This is a genomic window from Mesorhizobium sp. RSR380A (assembly GCF_054719385.1).
Genome location: NZ_JBTTIB010000001.1, coordinates 2,549,192 through 2,570,772, shown reverse-complemented (window position 1 = coordinate 2,570,772; position 21,581 = coordinate 2,549,192). Strand labels below are relative to the sequence as shown.

At 64.3% G+C, this 21,581-nt stretch carries 17 protein-coding genes; 14 read left to right on the top strand and 3 right to left on the bottom strand.

From position 1 onward, the window contains the following. Nucleotides 1–5 precede the first annotated feature (5 nt). Together leuS and lptE are read left to right on the top strand one after the other, a co-directional pair. Nucleotides 6–2,633 (top strand): leucine--tRNA ligase, encoded by a 2,628-nt coding sequence (leuS, locus tag ACYG9Z_RS12430; RefSeq protein ID WP_023700211.1) that lies wholly within the window; start codon nt 6–8, stop codon nt 2,631–2,633. Then, nucleotides 2,620–3,216: an LPS assembly lipoprotein LptE gene (gene lptE / locus ACYG9Z_RS12425; protein WP_023698237.1), complete on the top strand. Its 597-nt coding sequence runs from the start codon at nt 2,620–2,622 to the stop codon at nt 3,214–3,216. The genes leuS and lptE overlap by 14 nt, the downstream gene beginning before the upstream one ends. An 89-nt stretch (nt 3,217–3,305) precedes the next feature. Here lptE and fsa read toward each other — a convergent pair whose 3' ends face one another. Further along, entirely contained in the window at nt 3,306–3,962 is a 657-nt protein-coding gene (gene fsa, locus ACYG9Z_RS12420) for a fructose-6-phosphate aldolase (RefSeq protein WP_023698236.1), read from the bottom strand. A 90-nt stretch (nt 3,963–4,052) separates the two neighbouring features. Here fsa and ACYG9Z_RS12415 point away from each other — a divergent pair, with 90 nt between their 5' ends. The 4 genes from ACYG9Z_RS12415 (at nt 4,053) to ACYG9Z_RS12400 (ending at nt 10,393) form a co-directional block, all read left to right on the top strand. Beyond that, nucleotides 4,053–6,236 (top strand): primosomal protein N', encoded by a 2,184-nt coding sequence (locus tag ACYG9Z_RS12415; protein ID WP_023752659.1) that lies wholly within the window; start codon nt 4,053–4,055, stop codon nt 6,234–6,236. A gap of 337 nt (nt 6,237–6,573) precedes the next feature. After that, nucleotides 6,574–8,721: a TonB-dependent receptor gene (locus ACYG9Z_RS12410; RefSeq protein WP_245259953.1), complete on the top strand. Its 2,148-nt coding sequence runs from the start codon at nt 6,574–6,576 to the stop codon at nt 8,719–8,721. Between the two features lie 14 nt (nt 8,722–8,735). Further along, nucleotides 8,736–9,110: a hypothetical protein gene (locus ACYG9Z_RS12405; protein WP_460222819.1), complete on the top strand. Its 375-nt coding sequence runs from the start codon at nt 8,736–8,738 to the stop codon at nt 9,108–9,110. Next, entirely contained in the window at nt 9,107–10,393 is a 1,287-nt protein-coding gene (locus ACYG9Z_RS12400) for an MFS transporter (RefSeq protein WP_460222818.1), read from the top strand. Before ACYG9Z_RS12405 ends, ACYG9Z_RS12400 begins: the two co-directional genes overlap by 4 nt. 11 nt (nt 10,394–10,404) lie before the next feature. Here ACYG9Z_RS12400 and ACYG9Z_RS12395 read toward each other — a convergent pair whose 3' ends face one another. Continuing rightward, nucleotides 10,405–11,577: an MFS transporter gene (locus ACYG9Z_RS12395; RefSeq protein ID WP_023752656.1), complete on the bottom strand. Its 1,173-nt coding sequence runs from the start codon at nt 11,575–11,577 to the stop codon at nt 10,405–10,407. 121 nt (nt 11,578–11,698) lie between these two features. On the opposite strand from ACYG9Z_RS12395, the gene ACYG9Z_RS12390 reads away from it, so the two are divergent. From ACYG9Z_RS12390 to ACYG9Z_RS12370, 5 genes are all read left to right on the top strand, one after another. Then, nucleotides 11,699–13,486: an IucA/IucC family protein gene (locus tag ACYG9Z_RS12390; protein WP_031244192.1), complete on the top strand. Its 1,788-nt coding sequence runs from the start codon at nt 11,699–11,701 to the stop codon at nt 13,484–13,486. After that, the gene (locus ACYG9Z_RS12385; RefSeq protein WP_023752654.1) at nt 13,483–14,547 is read left to right on the top strand and encodes a GNAT family N-acetyltransferase; all 1,065 of its coding nucleotides are present in this window, start codon (nt 13,483–13,485) and stop codon (nt 14,545–14,547) included. The genes ACYG9Z_RS12390 and ACYG9Z_RS12385 overlap by 4 nt, the downstream gene beginning before the upstream one ends. Next, entirely contained in the window at nt 14,544–16,364 is a 1,821-nt protein-coding gene (locus ACYG9Z_RS12380) for an IucA/IucC family protein (RefSeq protein ID WP_050586874.1), read from the top strand. Before ACYG9Z_RS12385 ends, ACYG9Z_RS12380 begins: the two co-directional genes overlap by 4 nt. Beyond that, nucleotides 16,361–17,695, top strand: a complete 1,335-nt coding sequence (locus tag ACYG9Z_RS12375) for a lysine N(6)-hydroxylase/L-ornithine N(5)-oxygenase family protein (protein ID WP_023742208.1) — start codon at nt 16,361–16,363, stop codon at nt 17,693–17,695. The genes ACYG9Z_RS12380 and ACYG9Z_RS12375 overlap by 4 nt, the downstream gene beginning before the upstream one ends. Before the next feature lie 110 nt (nt 17,696–17,805). Then, complete coding sequence (locus ACYG9Z_RS12370) at nt 17,806–18,501, top strand: aspartate/glutamate racemase family protein (RefSeq protein ID WP_023700225.1); 696 nt, start codon at nt 17,806–17,808, stop codon at nt 18,499–18,501. 16 nt (nt 18,502–18,517) lie between these two features. On the opposite strand, the gene ACYG9Z_RS12365 is transcribed toward ACYG9Z_RS12370, so the two are convergent. Next, nucleotides 18,518–18,706, bottom strand: coding sequence for a hypothetical protein (locus tag ACYG9Z_RS12365; RefSeq protein ID WP_023693181.1), 189 nt, complete (start codon nt 18,704–18,706; stop codon nt 18,518–18,520). A gap of 138 nt (nt 18,707–18,844) precedes the next feature. Here ACYG9Z_RS12365 and ACYG9Z_RS12360 point away from each other — a divergent pair, with 138 nt between their 5' ends. From ACYG9Z_RS12360 to atpA, 3 genes are all read left to right on the top strand, one after another. Beyond that, nucleotides 18,845–19,240 (top strand): AGROH133_08824 family phage infection protein, encoded by a 396-nt coding sequence (locus ACYG9Z_RS12360; RefSeq protein ID WP_023736848.1) that lies wholly within the window; start codon nt 18,845–18,847, stop codon nt 19,238–19,240. A 246-nt stretch (nt 19,241–19,486) separates the two neighbouring features. Beyond that, nucleotides 19,487–20,047 carry a F0F1 ATP synthase subunit delta gene (locus tag ACYG9Z_RS12355; RefSeq protein ID WP_023736849.1) on the top strand — a complete coding sequence of 187 codons (561 nt, stop codon included), beginning with the start codon at nt 19,487–19,489 and terminating at the stop codon, nt 20,045–20,047. Then, nucleotides 20,047–21,576 (top strand): F0F1 ATP synthase subunit alpha, encoded by a 1,530-nt coding sequence (gene atpA, locus ACYG9Z_RS12350; RefSeq protein ID WP_023684101.1) that lies wholly within the window; start codon nt 20,047–20,049, stop codon nt 21,574–21,576. Before ACYG9Z_RS12355 ends, atpA begins: the two co-directional genes overlap by 1 nt. Nucleotides 21,577–21,581: the final 5 nt, after the last annotated feature.

Sequence of the window (21,581 nt, the reverse complement as noted above, 5' to 3'; positions counted from 1 at the left end):
ATCCGATGGCAACCGAACGATACAATCCGCGCGCGTCAGAGCCCAAATGGCAGAAGGCCTGGGCCGAAAAGAAGCTGTTCGAAGCGCAGAACGACGACCCGAAGCCGAAATACTACGTGCTGGAGATGTTCCCCTATCCCTCGGGGAAGATCCATATCGGCCACACCCGCAACTACACGATGGGCGACGTGGTGGCGCGCTACAAGCGGGCCAAGGGTTTCAACGTGCTGCACCCTATGGGCTGGGACGCTTTCGGCATGCCGGCCGAAAATGCGGCGATGCAGAACAAGGTCCATCCCAAGGAATGGACCTACGCCAACATCGCCGCCATGCGCGAACAGCTCAAGATGATGGGCCTGTCGCTGGACTGGACGCGTGAGTTCGCCACCTGCGACGTCGACTATTACCACCGCCAGCAGATGCTGTTTCTCGATTTCGTCGAGAAAGGGCTGGTGACGCGCAAATCCTCCAAGGTCAATTGGGACCCGGAGGACATGACGGTGCTCGCCAACGAGCAGGTCATCGACGGGCGCGGCTGGCGCTCGGGCGCGCTGGTCGAACAGCGTGAGCTGACGCAGTGGTTCTTCAAGATCACCGATTTTGCGCAGGACCTGCTGGACTCGCTGGACGGCCTCGGCGAATGGCCGGAAAAGGTCAAGCTGATGCAGCAGAACTGGATCGGCCGCTCGGAAGGGCTGCTGGTCCGCTGGCCGCTGGCTGCTCCGGTTGGGGACACGCACGAGCTGGAAGTCTACACGACCAGGCCCGACACCATTTTCGGCGCCTCCTTCATGGCTGTCGCCGCCGACCATCCGCTGGCCAGGAAGGCCGCCGAGACCAATGTCGAACTGGCCAAGTTCATTGACGAAATCAGACATATGGGCACCTCGGTGGCCGCGCTTGAGACGGCGGAGAAAAAGGGCTTCGACACCGGCATCCGCGTCGTTCATCCGTTCGACGACTCGTGGACGCTGCCGGTCTATGTCGCCAATTTCGTGCTGATGGAATACGGCACCGGCGCCATATTCGGCTGCCCGTCGGGCGACCAGCGCGACCTCGATTTCGCCAACAGATACGGCCTGCCGGTGATCCCGGTGGTGATGCCGGAAGATGCCGACGCCAAGACCTTCCAGGTCACGGAAGAGGCCTATGTTGATGACGGCGTGATGATCAATTCGCGTTTCCTCGACGGCCTGAAGCCGGAGCAGGCGTTCGACGAGGTGGCAAAGCTCCTGGAGCAGAAGACCATCGGCGGCCGGCCAATGGCGGAGCGCAAGGTGAACTTCCGCTTGCGCGACTGGGGCATTTCGCGTCAGCGCTACTGGGGCTGCCCGATCCCGATGATCCATTGCGAGGATTGCGGCGTCGTGCCGGTGCCGAAGGCCGACCTGCCCGTCAAGCTGCCCGACGACATCGAGTTCGACCGTCCCGGCAATCCGCTCGACCGCCACCCGACCTGGCGGCATGTGAAGTGCCCGCAATGCGGCAAGGATGCGCGCCGCGAGACCGACACGATGGACACGTTCGTCGATTCGTCCTGGTATTTCGCGCGCTTCACCGCGCCCTGGGCCAATGAGCCGACGGAGCCCAAGGCTGCCGATGACTGGCTGGCCGTCGACCAGTATATTGGCGGCATCGAGCACGCGATCCTCCATCTGCTCTATTCGCGCTTCTTCACCCGCGCCATGCGCGCGACCGGGCATCTCGACCTGGCCGAGCCATTCAAGGGCCTGTTCACGCAAGGCATGGTGGTGCATGAAACCTACCGCGTCGGCGGTGCGTCGAACAATGGCCGCTGGCTGTCACCGGCTGAGGTCAAGATCGAGGATGTCGGCGGCAAGCGCCGCGCCATCGAGATCGCCACCGGCGAAGAGGCGGCGATCGGCTCGCTCGAAAAGATGTCGAAGTCGAAGAAGAACACGGTGAGCCCGGAAGACATCACCGACGGCTACGGCGCCGACACCGCGCGCTGGTTCATGCTGTCGGATTCGCCGCCCGAACGCGACGTGGAATGGACCGACGATGGCGCCGCCGGCGCGCACCGTTTCATCCAGCGTGTCTGGCGCCTGGTGTCGATCGCCGCCGAGACGCTCGATGGCGTCAAGCCACAGGCGGCGCAGGATGGCGAGGCCGGTGCCGTTTCCAAGGCCGCGCACAAGATCCTGAAAGCGATCGGCGAGGATATCGAGAAGCTCGGCTTCAACCGGGCCATCGCCCGCATCTACGAACTTGCCAATGCCTTGAACACGCCGCTCAACGACGTTGCCGAGGGCAAGGCCGATGCGGCGCTGAAAGGCGCCTGCCGCGAGGCGGTGGAGATCCTTGTGCATGTGGTCGCGCCGGTCATGCCGCATCTGGCCGAAGAGTGCTGGCACACGCTCGGCGGCACCGATCTGGTCGCCGAACGGCCATGGCCGGTCTACGACCCGGCGCTGGTGGTCGACAACGAGATCGTGCTGCCGGTTCAGGTCAACGGCAAGAAGCGCGGCGATTTGACAATTGCCCGCGACGCGGACCAAGGTGCGGTCGAAAAAGCGGTTCTGGCTCTCGACTTCGTGCAGAAAGCGCTGGAAGGTAAGGCGCCCCGCAAGGTGATCATCGTGCCGCAGAGGATCGTCAATGTCGTTGCCTGATTTCAAAAAGACGGGGCTTGACTTCGGAAAGACGACGCATGTGCTGCGCCGCACCGCGCTCTGCGGGCTGGTGGCCTCGATGACGCTGGTTTCGGCCTGCACGGTCAGGCCGCTCTATTCGAGCGCGCCGCTGACGGCAGGCTCGACTGTCAGCGCGTCGGCGGAGCTTGCCTCGATCGCGGTCAAGCCGGTCAAGACCCGCTATGCCCAGCAGGTCCGCAACAATCTGATCTTCGCCTTCGGCCAGGGTGCCGGCGAAACGACGGCACCGGTCTACATGCTCGATCTCGGCGTCACCGAACTGGTCGAATCGGCCGCGGTGGTGCAGATCCAGACCGACGAAGACGAGCCGACGGCAGGCACGGTGACGCTGACCGCAAACTATGTGCTGACCGATGCCAGGACCGGCGTGGTGATCGCAACCGGCAAACGGTCGATCCCATCATCCTTCGACAAGCCGACGCAGGAGTTCGCCTCCTACCGGGCACAGCTCGACGCCGAGAACCGCGCCGCGCGTGAACTGGCTGAAATGGTGAGCCTGTCGGTCGCCCAGGACTTGGTCAGGCACGGCAAGAAGGCCTGAGCATTCCCTGGCGCTGCCAACTAGACTTTTAGCAGTCCGCAACAAAAAGGCCGGTTTCCCGGCCTTCTTTCGTTTGTATCGAACCGATCTCAGCCGATCTTCTGGCCGGTCTTGGCCCAGTCGGCAGCGAACTGATCCAGGCCCTTGTCGGTCAACGGGTGCTTGACCAGCGCCTTCAGCGTCGCGGCCGGCGCGGTAACGACATCGGCGCCGATCAGGGCTGCCTGCTTGACGTGGTTCACGGTGCGAACCGAAGCGACGAGGATCTCGGTGTCGAAATCGTAATTGTCGTAGATCTGCCGGATCTCCTGGATCAGTTCCATGCCGTCCGCGCCGGTATCGTCGACGCGGCCGACGAAGGGCGAGATGAACGAGGCGCCGGCCTTGGCCGCCAGCAGCGCCTGGTTGGCCGAGAAGCACAGCGTTACATTGACCATGCGGTTCATCTCGGTGCGGATCGTCTTGCAGGCGCGCAGGCCGTCGAGCGTCAGCGGCACCTTGATGCAGACATTGTCGGCGATCTTGGCCAGGATGTTGGCCTCGGCCATCATGTCCTTGTATTCGACCGCAACAACCTCGGCCGAAACCGGGCCCCTGACGATGTCGCAGATCTGCTTGGTGACCTCGGCGATCTTGCCGCCGGATTTCAGGATCAGCGAGGGATTGGTGGTCACGCCGTCGAGCAGCCCCAGGTCGTTCAGTTCCTTGATGTCCTTGATGTCAGCGGTGTCGACAAAAAATTTCATGGGGGTCTCCTGAAAGATTTCCATGTGCATGCCATGCACATTCGGGGTTGCCCTTTGATCTAGACCAAAGTCGGGGCAAGGTCACGCCCGATGATCGAAGATTCGCCCTTTGTCGCAGCCGCGCCGGTGCTGGTGCCGATGCCCGCCGAACGGCCCTACACCTACGCTGTGCCCGCCGGCATGCGCGTGGTGCCGGGCTCGATCGTGCGCGTGCCGCTCGGTCCGCGCCAGGTTGCCGGCATCGTCTGGGATGGTGCGGTCGAGAATATCGACGCCAAAAAGCTGCGCCCGATCGAACAGGTCTTCGACTGCCCGCCGATCGACCGCGGCATGCGCCGCTTTGTCGACTGGCTGGCGCAGTACACGCTGTCGCCGCCCGGCATGGTGGCGCGCATGCTGTTGCGCGCGCCGGAGGCGTTCGATCCAGAACCGTGGATCGAGGGCCTGCAGCGAACCCTCGTCATGCCGGACCGGATGACGGAAGCCAGGACGCGCGTGCTGGAGACGGCGGAAGGGGGGCTTGCCTGGACGCGATCCGGCCTGGCGCACGCGGCGGGCGTGTCGTCGACGGTGGTCGAGGGGCTCAAGGCGCAAGGCGTGTTCGAGACGGTGATGATCCCGCCTCGACCGGTGGTCGCCGCGCCCGATCCCTCCTACGCCATGCCGGAGCTGATGCCGGACCAGGCAGACGCGGCCGCCATGCTGCGCGCCAATGTCGCGGCCGCTGCTTTCAACGTCACGCTGCTCGACGGCGTCACCGGCTCGGGCAAGACGGAAGTTTATTTCGAGGCGGTGGCGGCAGCCCTCGACCAGGGCAAGCAGGTGTTGATCCTTTTGCCGGAGATCGCGCTGACGCATGCCTTCCTCGAACGCTTCCAGCAGCGCTTCGGCGCCAAGCCGGCGGAATGGCATTCCGACCTGCCGCCCCGAATGCGCGAAAAGGTCTGGCGACAGGTGGCGGAAGGCGGCGTGCGCGTCGTCGCCGGCGCACGCTCGGCGCTGTTCCTGCCGTTCCGCGAGCTCGGGCTGATCGTCGTCGACGAGGAGCACGACCCTGCCTACAAGCAGGAGGACCGTGTCTTCTACAATGCCCGCGACATGGCGGTGGTGCGCGGCCATATCAGCGGCTTCCCGGTGGTGCTGGCGTCGGCGACACCGTCGGTCGAAAGCCGGGTCAATGCGGGCCAAGGTAAATACGATAGAGCGGTTCTCTCTGCCCGCTTCGCGGAGGCGGCGCTTCCGCATCTCAAATCGATCGACATGCGCCGCGCGCCGCCGGCGCGCGGGGGGTTTCTGTCGCCGCTGCTGATCGGTGAGATGCAACGTACACTGGAGAAGAAGGAACAGTCGCTGCTGTTCCTCAACCGGCGCGGCTACGCGCCGCTGACGCTGTGCCGTGTCTGCGGCCACCGCTTCGGCTGCCCGGTTTGTTCGGCCTGGCTGGTCGAGCACCGCTTTCGCGGCCAACTCGTCTGCCATCATTGCGGGCACAATGAGAAGCGGCCGGAGGCTTGTCCGGAATGCGGCACGCTCGACCATCTGGTCGCCTGCGGGCCTGGCGTCGAGCGGATAGCTGAAGAAGTCGTGGCGCATTTCCCCGACGCGCGCACGATCGTCCTGTCATCCGATTTGATGGGCGGGGTGCGCCGGCTGCGGCTGGAGCTCGAGGCCATCGCCAATGGCGAGGCCGACATCGTCATCGGCACGCAACTGGTCGCCAAGGGCCATAACTTTCCCAACATGACGCTGGTCGGCGTCGTCGATGCCGATCTCGGCCTCGCCAATGGCGATCCGCGCGCCGCTGAGCGCACCTTCCAATTGCTCAGCCAGGTGACTGGACGCGCCGGCCGCACCGGCAAGAAGAGCCTCGGCCTGCTGCAGACTTTCCAGCCGGACCATCCGGTGATGCGGGCGATCGTCTCGGGCGATGCCGAGGCCTTTTACGAACGCGAGATCACTGAGCGCGAACGGGCAGCCCTGCCGCCCTTCGGCAGGCTTGCCGGCGTCATCGTCAGTGCGGTGACGCGGGCCGAGGCCGAAGGCCACGCGCGCGGCCTGCGCCGTGCAGCACCCCAGGCCAGCGACCTGTTCGTGCTCGGTCCGGCCGAGGCGCCGCTGTCGCTGCTTGGTGGGCGCCATCGTTTCCGTTTGCTGATCCAGGGTGAAAAGCGCGCCGACATCCAAGGCTTCATCCGCACCATGCTGGCCGAAGGGCCGAAGCAGCGCGGCTCGGTCCGCGTGCAGGTCGACATCGATCCGCAGAGCTTCTTGTAAGCACAAAGGCTGACGCCGCCGCCGGCCGCCCGTAAGCCGTTTGTCAAGAAAACTCAGCATCTTAGTGCCGGCTAAAATGCGCGCCATTCATGTACCCGGCTCCCATCCGTTCGCGGACTAATCCTGATTTGAAAAGCCACAAAATAAATGTTGACTCGTTTTATCATGAATTATAACTGGGCCTTTCCGCTCTGGCGCTGGGGACCAGGGCATGGATGGGGACAGCATGCGCAGATTTTTCAGTACGCTTCTTTGGTCATCGGCTTTGGGTTCGTCGATTATGGCAGGCGCGGCATTTGCCCAGGAAGCCGCTCCGACGGACCAGCAGGGAGCCACCGTGCTCGATCAGATCCTGGTCACCGGCCGCAATGAAAGGTCCATTTCCAGCGTTGCCCAGTCCGTTCAGGTCGTGGAACGGCAACAGGTCGAGGAAGCCGCGCAGGAAAACATCGACGCCGCGACCCTGATCAGCCGCATCGTCCCCGGCTACGCGCCACGCAACCAGACCATTTCGGGCGCCTCGGAAACCTTCCGCGGCCGCAGCGTGCTGATCATGGTCGACGGTGTGCCACGCAACACGCCGCTGCGGGACGTGTCACGCATCCTGTCGATGATCGACCTGAATTCGGTCGAGCGCATCGAAGTCATCAACGGCGCTTCCAGCCTTTATGGCGCCGGCGCCACCGGCGGCACGATCAACTTCATCACCAAACGCGGCGACAGCGACAAGCCGAAGGTGACGGTGCGCACCGGCGTCACCGCCTTCACCGAGAACCCCGGCAAATCGGCCGAGCCAAGCACCAGTGTCTCGGTCGAGGGCAAGAAAGGCGATTTCGACTATTTCTTCTCGGCGTCCGGTGATCTGTCGCGCCGCACCTATGACGGCCACGGCAACGAGATGGCTTCGGACGCCATGCTTGGGCAAGGCGGCGGCGACCGCACCGGCACGGGCAATCTCTTCGGCGTGGCCGGCTACCAGTTCGATTCCAGGCGCTTCGAGGCCAGCGTCGACTGGACCTATGCCAACCAGAAGCCGGACTGGTTCACCGATTACACGACCAATCCCGTCTCCCCGGATTTCGGCGATCCCTATGAAGGCAAGCCGCTGAAGGAAGATTCGAAATATCTGACCGCCAAATACACCGACAGCGACTTCGCGCTCGGAAACCTCGAGGTCAAGGCGTTCTACAACGACATCTTCAAGCAGTCGCCCTTTACCAAATTCTCGGCCGTCAACAGCCAGGTGTATTTACCGACGAACCCGACGCGGCCGGTGATCCTGCCGCCGGGTACGGACCCGACCGCCGACTTCAACCAGACGGCGCTGCAATCGCGGCGCAGCGGCGTCAACCTGACCGTCAACACTCCGATGGACTTTATCACTCAGGGCAGCACGCTGACCTGGGGCGCCGACCACGTCTTCGATGCCACCGATCAGCAGCTGACCAACGGCCAGGACGCCATCTCGCCCACGACCCAGAACTCGGTCGCCTTGTTTGCGCAGGGCGAAATTCCGGTGACGGATCGCTTTCGCATCAGCGGCGGCGCGCGCTACGACCAGTTTTATCTCAACGTTGAAGACTTCACCCGGCCTGCCGCTGCCGTTCTGCTAGGCCGGAACATTATCGGCCTGCCGGCGATCCAGGTGACCGGCGGCTCGTTCGACTACGACGCCGTCACCTTCAACGCCGGCGCCGTCTACGATCTGACCGAAAGGATGCAGCTTTTCGGCAATTTCTCGCAAGGCTACAGCCTGACCGACATTGGCGGCTTCACCCGCCGGGCCGGGTTGAACTCCAACGCCGAAACCTGCGACGCCTATGGCACCGCCATCCGGCCGCTGCTGCCGTGCACCAACGCGCCGGATTACGCGATCAGCTATGCCGATATCGCGCCTGAACCCCAGCTGGTGAACACCTGGGAAGCCGGTCTGCGCGGCGACTGGGGCGACTATCGCGGCGGCGTCAGCGCCTATCTGTCGACCTCGGACAACGGCGTCAGCTACGACATCGTCAACAACCGGGTATCGCAGCAGAAGGAACGCATCTGGGGCGTGGAAGCCAATCTCGAGGCAGATCTCAGCGGCATGTTTACGCTGGGCGGATCGGTCGGCTATGTCGAAGGCAAATACGATGCGGATCACGACGGCCACATCGAAGCTAACGAGTATCTGCCGAACAACCGTATCCCCTCGACCTACAAGGGCCTGGTCTATCTCACCACCCGTTTCGAGAACGAGCTGACCCTGCGCAGCGAGTTGGAGCTGTTTTCCGGGCGCGACCGCATCGCCACCCAGGACCTGGACGGCGCTGCGCTGGTCAATCTCGCCGTATCGAAGACGTTCGCCAATGAAAGCGTGCTGAACCTTGCCGTGCGCAATGTGTTCGACACCTACTACATCAACCCTTCCGCATCGGCGACGCGCGGCGCCGACGTTCCGGGGCTGGGGCGTTCGGTCGCTCTGTCCTACCAGATCACATTCTGAGGGCGGCGATGGCGGTGTCTCTCCAACGAAACGGTGCATTGGTCTCGCTGCTGGCAGAAGCGCCCGCCGATCCGGCGGATGGCGCGCGCTATATCGAGGCGCTCGGCCGCCTTTCGCAGGAACTAGAGCCGTTCGTGCTGCTGGTCGATATCGGCATCGAGATCGCGCTGAGCGACGCCCAGCGCAAGGCGCAAAACCTCTGGTACAAGGCGGAACGCGAGCAGCTCGAAAAGATCTGTCGCGCCTGCGCACTGGTGCGCACCGCCGCCGACGAGAACATGCAGCGCGTCTGGCAAAGCCTGTTCGGCTTTCCAGTGCTCGTCACCCGCAGCCGGGCGGAGGCCGGCGCCTTCCTGAACGGTTACGCACCGAAGGACTATGTCAAATGAGCGGCGACACAGACCGGCCGGCGCCCGCCGGGCTTTCGCGCCTGCGGCTTTTCGTCGTTCTCGCCTGCCTTTATCTGGCGCAGGCCATCCCGAGCTATCTGTTTGCCGCGGCGATCCCGCCGATCCTGCGCGAGCAGGGCGTGTCGCGCACCGCCATTGGCTTGATGGCGCTGCTGATGCTGCCGCTGGTGCTGAAATTCCTATGGGCGCCGCTGGTCGACCGCTTTCGGCCAATGGCCCGCGCCCATCGCGCCGGCTGGGTCATCATCACCCAGATCGGCGTCATCGCCGGCATCGCCGCCATGCTTTGGATCGAGCCGACCGATGTCGCCGGCATCTTTGCCGTCGGCCTTGTCGTGAGCCTGTTGATGTCGACCCAGGACATCGCCACCGACGGCTACGCGGCCAAATATCTCGACCCGAAGGACAGGCCGATCGGCAATGCGATCCAGGGCGGCGCCGTCGCGCTCGGCGTCGTTCTCGGCGGCACGCTCGGCCTGTTGGTTTATCATCATGCCGGCTGGCAAACCATGGTGGCCATGGTGGCCGCGCTGTCCGTCATCCCGCTGTTTGCTGCCTTCGCCATGCGCGAGACCGATCCCGTCGCCAGCGCGCTGCAGGCGGCCATCGACCGCCCCTCGATCCTGCGTTTCCTGCGCCGGCCCGAGGCACGCCAGATCCTGTGGATCGCGCTCATCTACCGCGCCAGCGAGGGGCTGGTGAAGTCGATGGAAGGCTCCTATCTCGTCGATGCCGGCGTGCCGCTCGACATCATCGGTTATCTCTCGGGCGGCGCCGCGCTCACCGTCGGGCTCGGCGGCTCGGCGCTGGCGGCATGGCTGCTGCACAAAAGGGGCGCCGCCTCGGTGCTCGGCCTGCTCGGCGCGCTGCGCACCATCTGCTTCCTGATCTTTGCACTGCATGCTTTCGGCGCTATCGCCGGCTTCTGGCCGATCTTCGGCGCCTCGTTCCTGCAGACGCTGGTGCGCTACATGGAGATCGTGGCGCTCTACAGCCTGTTCATGGCCGTGACGTCGTCGGACCAGCCGGGCACCGACTTCACCATCCTGTCCTGCGCCCAGCTTATCGTCTACCTCGTCGGCTCCATGCTTGCCGGGCGCCTCGCCGACATGCTCGGCTACTCCGCGCTGTTCACCCTGGCGACCGTGCTGTCGGGCATAGCCGTGGTGGCGACCTATCGCATGTTGAATGCCCATTTCGCCGATACCGCAAAAGCCCAACCGGGTACTCCGATGCCGCCATTGCCGGAGGTCGCCGAATGAGCGCGGTCTTCCTAACGCCCGGTCTCACGAACCATGGCAGCGAGACAGGCGGCGGCCAGCGCCAACGCCGCGCAGCCAGCCAGTGGCGCAAAAGGCCAGAGCGTGAAGGCGAAGCCGCCGGCCAATGCGCCGATGCTCTGGCCGAGCACATGGGTGCTGGTGAGCCAGCCGGCCGCCGCGCCCTGCTCGCCGGGCTCCAGGCGCTTCATCAGCCAGGCGGTGTAGCCGGGTGTCGCCAGGGCAATGCCGGCCGCCGCCACCACCAGAGACACTGCCGAGGCAACATGGCTGGCCGTGACGGCCAGCGCCGTCATGCCGACGCAAACCATGAGACAGCCGACGACGACGCTGTTGCGCTCCGCCAGCCGCAGGCGCGCCATGAGCAGTCCCTGGACCAAAACCATGACGATGGCGACCAGCATCAGGGCCAGGCCGGTCACCGTCGTGGCCTGCGTCGCACCAAGGCCAAAACGCTGCTGGGCCATCGGGCCGAGCATCATCTGCACCTGTCCGAAGCCGAGCGTCAGGCACAAGCCCATCGCCAGGCAAGGCAGAGCGCGGCGATCGAAGGGCGATATTCCACGGCCGACGTCGGCTGCCTTGCCGTCGCTCCGTCCGCCGGCTTCCCCTTTGCCCGGCGCGAGCCACAGCAACAGCGGGCTGAACAGGAACAGGATGGGCGGCAGCAGCGGCGACAGGACGGCAGCCGTTGCCGCCAGCGCACCGGCCAGCCGCCCCATGCTGACGCCGGCTCCAAGCAGTCCCAGCGCCGCCTGTCGCCTGTCATCGGCAACCGAGCGGCTGGCCCAGACCTGCGCCGTCGGCATGACGCCGGACGCGGCAAAACCGTACACGGTTCGCGAAAGCATCAGCAAAGCGATGCCGAGCGCGGCTCCCATGCCGGCTATCAGCAGAATGGCGAACACCGTCTGGCCGGCCAGCATGGCGAGGCCGAGCAAGCGCAGCAGCCTGGCATGGCCAAGCCGCTCGCCCATGCGACCCCACAGCGGCGAGCCGACCAGAAAGGCCGCCGCGCCGACAGCAGTTGCCGCGCCGATAGCAAACGTGTCGAGCCTCAGCCGCTCCATCACCAGGGGAACGAGCGATACGAAGGCCGACTGGCCGAAGCCGATTGCCGAGACCGCGATCGCCAGGCGGCGCAGAAGCGAAGATCGATTTTTCATACCGGTCGTCATAAGACCAAGCTTATTTCTTGTTTAGAACAGTTAATCAACACAAATGTTTAAAGACGACAATGTATAAACGTAAATGCATTCAGTATTATTAGGATTTATGGGGATGCACATGGAACAAGTAAAACCTGAATCTTCCTCAGCATTAAGCCCGTTACTCAACGCGTTGCTGCGTGAATGGGATGGCTGGGAATTCGTCAACGCCAGGCAAACCGGGCTGTTTCGGCCGCAGGCAGCCGTGCTGCGTCTGAATTTCCCTGCCTCGCGCGCGGCGGTGCTCGTCGAGGCGCGGCATCGCTCGAAGGTTGGTTACCACGATTTAGCGATGCCGCTCTGGCGCCTCGATATTAGTAACGAGGGGGCCGATTGCGAAGCGACCGAGATCGACCTTTTCAGCCTTTTGGCGCTGATCCTGGCGGATCCCGACATTGCCGGCCGGGCGACAGCGAAAAGCCGACTGACCTTCCTGCGCCGCAGCCTGGCCAGCATCGCCGCAATCGCTGACGCGACTGCGGCGCGTGGATCGTCGCGGCCCTTCTCCGAAGGCGATCCTGATTTCATCGACGCCGAAAGCGCCCTGCGCTTCGGCCATGCCGTGCATCCGGCGCCGATGAGTCGCGAAGAGTTCACGCACACGGATTCCGCGCGCTTCGGGCATGAATACTGCAATGCGTTCAAACTGCGCTGGTGGGCCGTCGACCCGACCATCCTCACTGGGGGCAGCGTCGAGCCACTAGGTGTCACCGAGATGGTCCGCGGGCTTGCCGCCAGCGATCCGCAGCTGCTTGCTCGGGCTGGCAAGCAACAGGGCAAGGTTCTCGTTCCGATGCATCCGTGGCAGGCCGTACGGCTCATGCTGGAAGACCGCGTCGAGCGCCTGTTTTGCGCCGGCCGTATCGTCGATGTTGGGCTCGGCGGACCAGCGTGGCAGGCCACGACCTCGCTGCGCACGGTTCATTCAGCTGAAGCCGAGTGGATGCTGAAATTCTCGCTCAGCCTGCGCCTGACCAATTCCAGGCGCATCGTCGAGGAGCATGAGTGCCGGCGCGGCCTTTCGGTCCACCGGCTGGTCAAGGGCAAGCTTGGCGATGCCTTGCAGCGGCGCTGCCCGACCATGACGGTGCTGGGTGAGCCGGCCTGGTTCGGCTTGCGCGACGAAGACGGCCGGCTGATGACGGACACCATCGTCTCGTTCCGCGAAAACCCGTTTCGCGGCACGGGCAGTCCGCCGGCTGCCGTTCTCGGCGCGCTTTGCGAGCGCCATCCCGGCCGTACCGAAAGCCATCTGTCCGACCTGGTCCACCGTATCGCCCGCGACGAGAAGCGACCTGTCGAGGAAACGGCGCGTTTCTGGTTCGAGCGTTTCCTCGAAACTGCCATCGTGCCGTTTATTGTGGCCTTCTCGGAATTCGGCCTGTTGTTCGGCGCCCATCAGCAAAACCTCGTCGTCGGCCTCGCCGGCGGCTGGCCGAATGCGCTCTATTTTCGCGACTGCCAGGGCACCGGTTATGTCGAGGAATTCCTGCCCAGGCTGCGCGAATTCGTGCCCGAGGCTGGTCAGGCGGGCGATCATGTCTTCCCAGCGGAAGCGGCCGCGAAGCTGTTCGGCTACTATCTGGTCGTCAATGGCGCTTTCGCCGCCGTCGCAGCCCTTGCGGCCGCTGGCCTCACCAACGAAAACGATCTGCTGGCGATATTCCGCCGCTCGCTCGAGCGGCTGGCCGCCACGCCGATGGCTGACCGGTCCTGCGTCGACTATTTGCTCAACGCGCCGACGCTCGCCGCCAAGGGCAATTTCCTGATCGCGCTGCGCGACATCAATGAGAACACCGAAGTGACCGACCCGCTGGCAGGTTACGTCGAGCTTCCGAACCCCCTGCATGTGAGAGAATACGCATGAACATCGAGGCTGCGAAAAACTGGTCACCCGCCACCGTCGCCGGCAACGAAGGATGGCAGCATCTGGCCTCGGCCGCGGAGCCGCTCGCCATCCGTGCCGGCGATGGCCATGTCAGCCTGGTCAACGCTGAGGGAACAGCGGTGGGACAGGCCCGCATCTCCGACGCGGATGGCCGCCTGCTCATCGACGATGTCGCGTTCATTGGCGGCCGCCTCGACCAACCGCAAATCCTGGCAGGTCTCGTCGACGCCGCGCTGCGCCTGCATCCTTCCTTCGACTGCGCCTTCCTGCCGGCGGCCAAGACGCTGTGGCCGGTTTCGGCGCTGGCCACCGAGACGGTTCCGGGTGAACCGGAATGCGCCGTCATCCATCGGTCGGTCCTGCGCCAGCTGCCGCTGCTGTGGCGCAGCCAGGCCTCGCATGTCACCTATCCGGCATTGACGACCGCTATCGGCCCGGAAGACCGGCTGCCGCCATTGCGCCAACCGCGCCCCTGCGGCCCGATGTACGAACGCTGGATTCCGGAAATCGGCCTCACCGTGTCGCTGCGGCCGATCGACCGCCGGACCGATCTCGACCTCTTCCATCGCTGGATGAACGATGGCCGCGTCGCCTTCTTCTGGGAACTTGCCCAGAGCCATGAGGATCTCGACAAATATCTCGCCGAGCAGGAAAGCGATCCGCATATTTTCGGCGTCATCGCCAGCTTCGACGGCGAGCCGACCGGCTATTTCGAGTTCTACTGGGCCAAGGAGGACCGGCTCGGGCCCTATTATGAGCCGCTCGACTGGGACCGCGGCTGGCATGGGCTGATCGGCAATATGCGCCATCTCGGCCGGCCGAAGACGCTGTCACTGTTCCGCTCCGTCACCCACTATCTGTTCCTCGACGAGCCGCGCACGCAGCGCGTCGTCGGCGAGCCACGCGCCGCGCACCAGAAGATGCTGAGCTATTGCGCCGGCGCCGCCTACGACAAGGTCAAGGAGTTCGACTTCCCGCACAAGCGCGCGGCGCTGGTCTGCTGCGAACGCGAGCGCTTCTTCCGCGAGGTGCCGCCGTGACGGTGCAGCAACCGATTGCCAAAGCGGGGGAGGCGACACGCTGGGCCGCGATCAACCGCGACGCCGTCGCCAAGGCCATTTCCGAACTGACCTTCGAGGAGTGCCTGTCGCCGCGCGAGCTTTCGCCCGGCCGATGGGAGCTGACGCCCGGCCCCGGCGTGACCTATCGCTTTGCCGCGACGCGGCGCCTGTGGGGCCAGATCGCCGTCCGTCCGGAGACGCTGACTCGCGACGCCGGCATCGAGCTGCCGGTCGACGATGCGGTCGCCTTCTTCGCCGACGCGCGCGAGACGCTCGGCATGTCGCCGGCAACATTCTGCACCTATGCGAAGGAGCTTTACAACACGCTGATGGCCGACATGCGGATCGCCAAGGCACGCGGCAATCGACCGGCCGCCGATCTAGCCGCGCTGCCGGATACCGAGTTGCAGGCATTGCTCGACGGCCATCCGAAGGCCCCTGCCAACAAGGGACGGCTTGGCTGGGGACGGGACGACTTCGAGCGCTACGCGCCAGAATCGGCCACCGCATTCCAGCTCTTCTGGCTTGCCGCCGCCAGCGATCGCTGCCTGCTGGCGCTTGACTGCGGGCTCGACGAAGAGGCGCTGCTGCAGGCCGCACTCGGCGACTACGAGCGCGCAAGGCTCGAAGCGGCTTTCAGCGCCGCCGGGATCTCGCGATCGACGCATAGGCTGCTGCCGGTCCACCCCTGGCAGTGGCAGGCGATGATCGCCTCGCAATATGGTAGCGAGATCGCCGCCGGCCGGCTGGTGCCGCTTGGCCAGTTCGGCGATCCGTTCCTGCCCTTGCAGTCGCTGCGCACGCTTGCCAATGTGGCACGGCCCGAGGCGCTGCACGTCAAGCTGCCGCTGACCGTCCTCAACACCTCAGCGTGGCGCGGCGTGCCGGGCAAATACATGGCGATCGGCGCCGATCTGTCGCGCTGGCTGGCCACGGTGGCGGCCGCGGACCCGGTGCTCAAGGACGTCAAGGTGCTGAAGGAAGTCGCCGGCGCCTTCTATCCGCATCCGCACTATACCGGCGTTGAAGGCGCGCCCTATCAGTTTTGCGAGATGCTGGGCGCCATATGGCGCGAAAGCCCCGAAAAGGATCTGACAGCGGGCCAGCGGCCGATGATGATGGGCGCCCTGCCGCAGCGCGACGCCCACGGCAGGCCGATCGCCAGCGCCCTGATGGAGCAGTCCGGCCTTGGTCCGGAGGCATGGCTCGATCGCCTGTTCTCCACGGCCTTCGTGCCGCTCTACCACTTCATGTGCCGTTACGGCGTCGGCTTCATCGCCCATGGCCAGAACGTCACCATCATCCTCGACGGAGCGACGCCTCTCGGCGTGGCGGTCAAGGATTTCCAGGGCGACCTCGATCTCGTCGACCAGCCGTTTCCCGAACTGGCCGACCTCGACGGAAAAATCCTGTCGACGCTGAAGCGCCGGCCGCCGGCGCATCTTCTCCAGCATTTGCAGACCGGCCACATCGTCAGCGTCCTGCGCTTCCTGTCCGAGGCGCTGGCCGCCTGGGACCGCTTCGACGAGAGGATTTTCTATGCCATCCTCGCCGGCGCCATCCGGCGCTACCAGGCGCAGAACCCTGAACTGGCGGAACGGTTCGCGCTTTTCGATCTGTTTGCGCCCAAGATTCCGCGCATCGCCATCAACAAGGTGCGGTTCGCGATCGGGTACGGTGACAGCGGCGAACGCCCTCTGCCCGACCTCGGCACACCGCTCGACAATCCGCTTAACCCCGAGTCAGCCCGGCGATCTCCCATCAGCCCAGCCAGCTCCACAAGGAGTTCGCCATGACCCATACGCTTGACCTCGCCGGCATCGGTATCGGGCCGTTCAACCTCAGCCTCGCCGCCCATCTCGATGCGGTGGACGGCGTCGACGCGCGCTTCTTCGACAGGGCGACGCGGCTTGAATGGCACCCCGGCATGATGCTGCCGGGCGTCGAATTGCAGACATCCTTCCTCAAGGATCTCGTCACCGCAACGCATCCGACCAGCCCATGGTCGTTCATGTCCTATCTGGTCGCGCAGAAGCGGTTCTATGAATTCCTCAACGCGGATTTCTCAGCCATCCCGCGGCCGGAATTCGCCCGCTATCTCGGATGGGTCGGCGAGAACTTGTCTTCGCTGCGCTTCGCCAGCGCCGTCGACCGGATCGACTTCGACGGAACGAATTTCAGGCTGCGTATCGGCCGCGAGCAGGTGAACGCGCGCAATCTCGCCATTGCCGTCGGGCTGGTGCCCAACATCCCCGCCTGGGCGCGGGCGGCGGCCTCCGATCAATGCTTCCACAACGCCCAGGCCGCCAACCGCCTCGATCGCCTGAGCGGACAGCGTGTCGCCGTGATCGGCGGTGGCCAGAGCGGCGCCGAAGTGCTTCTGCATCTGATCTCCTCCGACCGCTTCGCCGGCCGCGAAATCGAGTGGATCTCGATGCGGCCGAATTTCCTGCCACTGGACGACTCGCCTTTCACCGACGAACTCTTCACGCCGGGCTATGTCGAAAGCTTCCATCGGCTGCCGCAAGGGCGGCGTGAGACGATCCTGGAACAGCAACTGCTTGCCGGTGACGGCGCATCGACGAGCACACTGAAGGCGATCTATCGCCAGCTTTACACGCTGCGGCACCTCTCGGAGGAAACGACGGCGGTCAACATGACGCCGCACCGCGAAGTGCTGAACGTGACGCGGGAAGGCAGCGAATACCGGCTGATCATGCGCAACGGCTTCGACGGCGCCATCGAGACGCGCACCGTCGATGCGGTGGTTCTGGCCACCGGCTATGCCTTTGCCATTCCTGATTGCATGGCGCCGCTCATGAACAGGATCGCGCTGGACGAGCGCGGTCATTACAGGCTCAACGCCAGCTTCGAGGTCGAATGGGACGGGCCCGACGACCGCCGGATCTACGCGCTCAATGCCGGCCGGCTCAGCCATGGCATAGCCGAGCCGCAGCTCAGCCTGATGGCTTGGCGCAGCGCCAAGATCGTCAATTCGCTGCTCGGGCGGGCACAGTTCGATCTCGATCTGCCCGATCCGCCGGTTGCCTGGAGTTCAAGGCACACGATACAAAGCCTGCATCATCTCGGCGCCAATGCGAGGATGACCGAATCGGGCGCGCGGTGATGTTGGTGGAGGCGGGCCGAAGAGCGTGGTACGGCGCGCGTTAAGGTTGACATCGACCCGTAAAGCTTTTCTGTGAGAGAGATCGTTCGGTCCTGCTGGAGGCTCAGCGCATGAAAACCCTTGGCCTCATCGGCGGCATGAGCTGGGAATCGACGGCGATCTATTATCGCCTGCTCAACGAGATCGTGCGCGAGCGGCTGAGCGGGCTGCATTCGGCAAAGCTGTTGCTCTATTCCTTCGACTTCGCCGAAATCGCCGACCGGCAGCATCATGGCGACTGGGACAGTGCGGGCGTGCTGCTGGCGGATGCGGCGCGCAAGCTGGAGGCGGGCGGCGCAGAGGGGCTTTTAATCTGCACCAACACCATGCACAAGCTCGCCGACCGGGTGCAGGCGGCGGTGTCGATCCCGCTTATCCACATTGCCGACGCCACGGCCGTCGCGGTCAAGGGCGCCGGCGTCAAGCGGCCGGCGCTGCTGGCGACCCGCTTCACCATGGAGCAGGATTTCTACAAGGGCCGGCTGAGGGAGAAATACGGGCTGCAGCCCGTGGTGCCGGACCAGGCCGGGCGCGACATGGTGCACCAGGTAATCTACGACGAGCTTTGCCGGGGCATCGTCAACGCGGCATCGAAGGCGGCCTATATCGACGAGGTCGCCCGTCTGCGGCGCGATGAGAAGATCGATGGCGTCATCATGGGCTGCACCGAGATCACCATGTTGATTGGCGAGCGCGATTTCGACATTCCGGTGTTCGACACCACGCGCATCCATGCTGAGGCGGCGGTCGCATTCATGCTGCCCTGAAGGGTCAAAACAAGGATCAGGGCTGGGCAGCCACGGCGACATTGCCGCTGCCGGCCACTTTCAGCTTCCATCGATCTGCTTCCGTGCCGGCCAGATTGAGGTGCCCGGTCAGGAAATAAAGGCGACCGGTGTCGGGGCCTTTGGCTGTGCAAAACCGGTCCTGCAGATAGGAGGGAGGCGTCGCCTGACAATACAGGTTGGCCACGATGCTGGCCGGACGCGTGCGCGGCCTAAACAGCCTTCCGCTCCTTCACGAATTGCGCGCCGAAACTGCCGCGCGCTTGACTTCTTTTTGCAGCGACATTCAATGCATCCGGCATTGCTGTGAGGGGATGAAAGCAAGATGGAATTCGCGTTTCCGTGGCCGACCAGCCAGGGCGAATGGCTGGCTTGGTCCAGCGCCGTCGTCACCTTGGCGCTCGGTCTGCTGTTTTTCCTCGCGCCAGGGCTGGCATTTCGGATTCTGCGGCTGCAGGTCCGGCCCGAAAGGGGAGCGGCAATCGCGGAAGGGCGCGGCCGGATGTCGGGCTTCTATCTCGGCGTCAGCCTGTGCTGCATTCTGTTGGCGCAGCCGTGGCTCTATATGGCACTCGGCTTTTCCTGGCTGTTCACCGCTTTTGGCCGTTTGCTGTCGATGATGTCGGACGGCGCCAACACGCCTTTCAACTGGGCGTCGATCGTCGTCGAACTCGTCCTGGCCGCGTTGCCTCTTGCCTTCGTCTTCGGCTTTCTGCCCTGAATCGGCAGCCAATCCAAAGGCTTCAGTTGAACTCTGCGGCCGGATGCGACAATAGTGCCCGAAAAGCATGCGGGACGACGCATTGCGGTCTTAAAATGCCTGTGCTAGACGGCAATCGACTTTCGGCCGGGGATAGCGGAAGCCGCGCCTCCGTGCTTGGAAAAACTTAGTAAGGTCAAAGATTTAGCCAGAGTTTTTGCTCGCGCCAACAATCTGCGGCCCCTCAGACAAGAGAAAAGACGGTCCGTGGCTCAATCGTCATCGCCAATCTCGGGTGTCGCAGAACGCTACGCGGGTTCGCTGTTCGAACTTGCGCGGCAGTCGAATTCGGTGGCCAAGGTCGAGGCCGACCTCAACAGTTTCGCCAGGATGCTGGATGACAGCGCCGACCTGACGCGCCTCATCAACAGCCCGGTGTTCTCCAGCGAGGACCAGGCCAAGGCAATCGCGTCGATCGCCGACAAGGCCGGCATCACTGGCCTGACCGGCAATTTCCTGCGCGTCGTCGCCCGCAACCGCCGGCTCTTCGCGGTGCCCGGCATGATCAAGGCATTTCGCCGGATCTCTGCCGAACAGCGCGGTGAGACATCAGCCGAGGTCACTTCGGCGCATGAACTGACGGCTGCCCAGCAGACGGAACTCAAGGCCGCGCTGAAAAGCGTCGCCGGCAAGGACGTGGCCATCACTGTTACCGTCGATCCGTCGCTGCTCGGCGGGCTGGTGGTCAAGATGGGCTCGCGCCAGATCGATACGTCGCTCAAAACCAAACTCAATTCGCTCAAGCTTGCACTGAAAGAGGTCGGCTGATGGACATCCGCGCCGCGGAAATTTCCGCAATTCTCAAAGACCAGATCAAGAATTTCGGCAAGGAGGCCGAGGTCTCCGAAGTCGGCCAGGTGCTGTCCGTCGGTGACGGTATCGCTCGCGTCTACGGCCTCGACAATGTACAGGCCGGCGAAATGGTCGAGTTCCCCGGCGGCATCCGCGGCATGGCGCTCAACCTCGAAGCCGACAATGTCGGCGTCGTCATCTTCGGCGCCGACCGCGACATCAAGGAAGGCGACATCGTCAAGCGCACCGGCGCCATCGTCGATACGCCTGTCGGCATGGGCCTGCTCGGCCGCGTCGTCGACGCGCTAGGCAATCCGATCGACGGCAAGGGCCCGATCAAGGCGACCGAACGCAAGCGCGTCGACGTCAAGGCGCCAGGCATCATCCCGCGCAAGTCGGTCAACGAGCCGATGTCGACCGGCCTCAAGGCCATCGATGCGCTGATCCCCGTTGGCCGCGGCCAGCGCGAGCTGGTCATCGGCGATCGCCAGACCGGCAAGACCGCGATCATCCTCGACACGATGCTCAACCAGAAGGCCGTGCACGACAACGGGCCGGAAAAGGAAAAGCTCTACTGCGTCTACGTCGCCATCGGGCAGAAGCGCTCGACGGTCGCGCAGTTCGTGAAGGTTCTCGAAGAGCGCGGCGCCCTTGAATATTCGATCATCGTCGCCGCCACAGCTTCCGATCCGGCGCCGATGCAGTTCCTGGCGCCGTTCACCGGCGCCACCATGGGCGAATATTTCCGCGACAACGGCATGCATGCGCTGATCAGCTATGACGATCTGTCGAAGCAGGCCGTCGCCTATCGCCAGATGTCGCTCTTGCTGCGCCGCCCGCCGGGTCGCGAAGCCTATCCGGGCGACGTGTTCTACCTGCATTCGCGCCTGCTCGAGCGCGCCGCCAAGCTCAACGACGATCTGGGTGGCGGTTCGCTGACCGCGCTGCCGATCATCGAGACGCAGGCCAACGACGTGTCGGCCTACATCCCGACCAACGTGATCTCGATCACCGACGGCCAGATCTTCCTCGAAACCAACCTGTTCTTCCAGGGCATCCGTCCGGCGGTCAACGTCGGCCTGTCGGTGTCGCGCGTCGGTTCGTCGGCGCAAATCAAGGCGATGAAGCAGGTCGCCGGCTCGATCAAGGGCGAGCTCGCGCAGTACCGCGAAATGGCTGCGTTCGCGCAGTTCGGCTCCGATCTCGACGCCGCCACGCAGCGCCTGCTCAACCGCGGCTCGCGCCTGACCGAACTGTTGAAGCAGCCGCAGTTCTCGCCCCTCAAGGTCGAGGAGCAGGTCACGGTGATCTTCGCCGGCGTCAACGGCTATCTCGACAAGCTGGCGCTGAACCAGGTCGGCAAGTTCGAGCACGGCCTGCTCAGCCATATGCGCTCGGCCGGCAAGGACGTGCTGGACGGCATCCGCAAGGAAAAGGCGCTGTCGGACGATCTGCGCGCCAAGCTGAAGGCCGAGATCGACGCCTTCGCCAAGACCTTCGCTTGAGAAGA

Bases quoted from the DNA above. Each gene is read 5' to 3' on its own strand.
- ACYG9Z_RS12400 (WP_460222818.1), top strand. From the start codon at position 9,107: ATGAGCGGCGACACAGACCGGCCGGCGCCCGCCGGGCTTTCGCGCCTG.
- fsa (WP_023698236.1), bottom strand. From the start codon at position 3,962: ATGAAATTTTTTGTCGACACCGCTGACATCAAGGACATCAAGGAACTG.
- ACYG9Z_RS12375 (WP_023742208.1), top strand. From the start codon at position 16,361: ATGACCCATACGCTTGACCTCGCCGGCATCGGTATCGGGCCGTTCAAC.
- ACYG9Z_RS12395 (WP_023752656.1), bottom strand. From the start codon at position 11,577: ATGAAAAATCGATCTTCGCTTCTGCGCCGCCTGGCGATCGCGGTCTCG.
- ACYG9Z_RS12360 (WP_023736848.1), top strand. From the start codon at position 18,845: ATGGAATTCGCGTTTCCGTGGCCGACCAGCCAGGGCGAATGGCTGGCT.
- ACYG9Z_RS12415 (WP_023752659.1), top strand. From the start codon at position 4,053: ATGATCGAAGATTCGCCCTTTGTCGCAGCCGCGCCGGTGCTGGTGCCG.
- ACYG9Z_RS12390 (WP_031244192.1), top strand. From the start codon at position 11,699: ATGGAACAAGTAAAACCTGAATCTTCCTCAGCATTAAGCCCGTTACTC.
- leuS (WP_023700211.1), top strand. From the start codon at position 6: ATGGCAACCGAACGATACAATCCGCGCGCGTCAGAGCCCAAATGGCAG.
- ACYG9Z_RS12370 (WP_023700225.1), top strand. From the start codon at position 17,806: ATGAAAACCCTTGGCCTCATCGGCGGCATGAGCTGGGAATCGACGGCG.
- atpA (WP_023684101.1), top strand. From the start codon at position 20,047: ATGGACATCCGCGCCGCGGAAATTTCCGCAATTCTCAAAGACCAGATC.
- ACYG9Z_RS12385 (WP_023752654.1), top strand. From the start codon at position 13,483: ATGAACATCGAGGCTGCGAAAAACTGGTCACCCGCCACCGTCGCCGGC.
- lptE (WP_023698237.1), top strand. From the start codon at position 2,620: ATGTCGTTGCCTGATTTCAAAAAGACGGGGCTTGACTTCGGAAAGACG.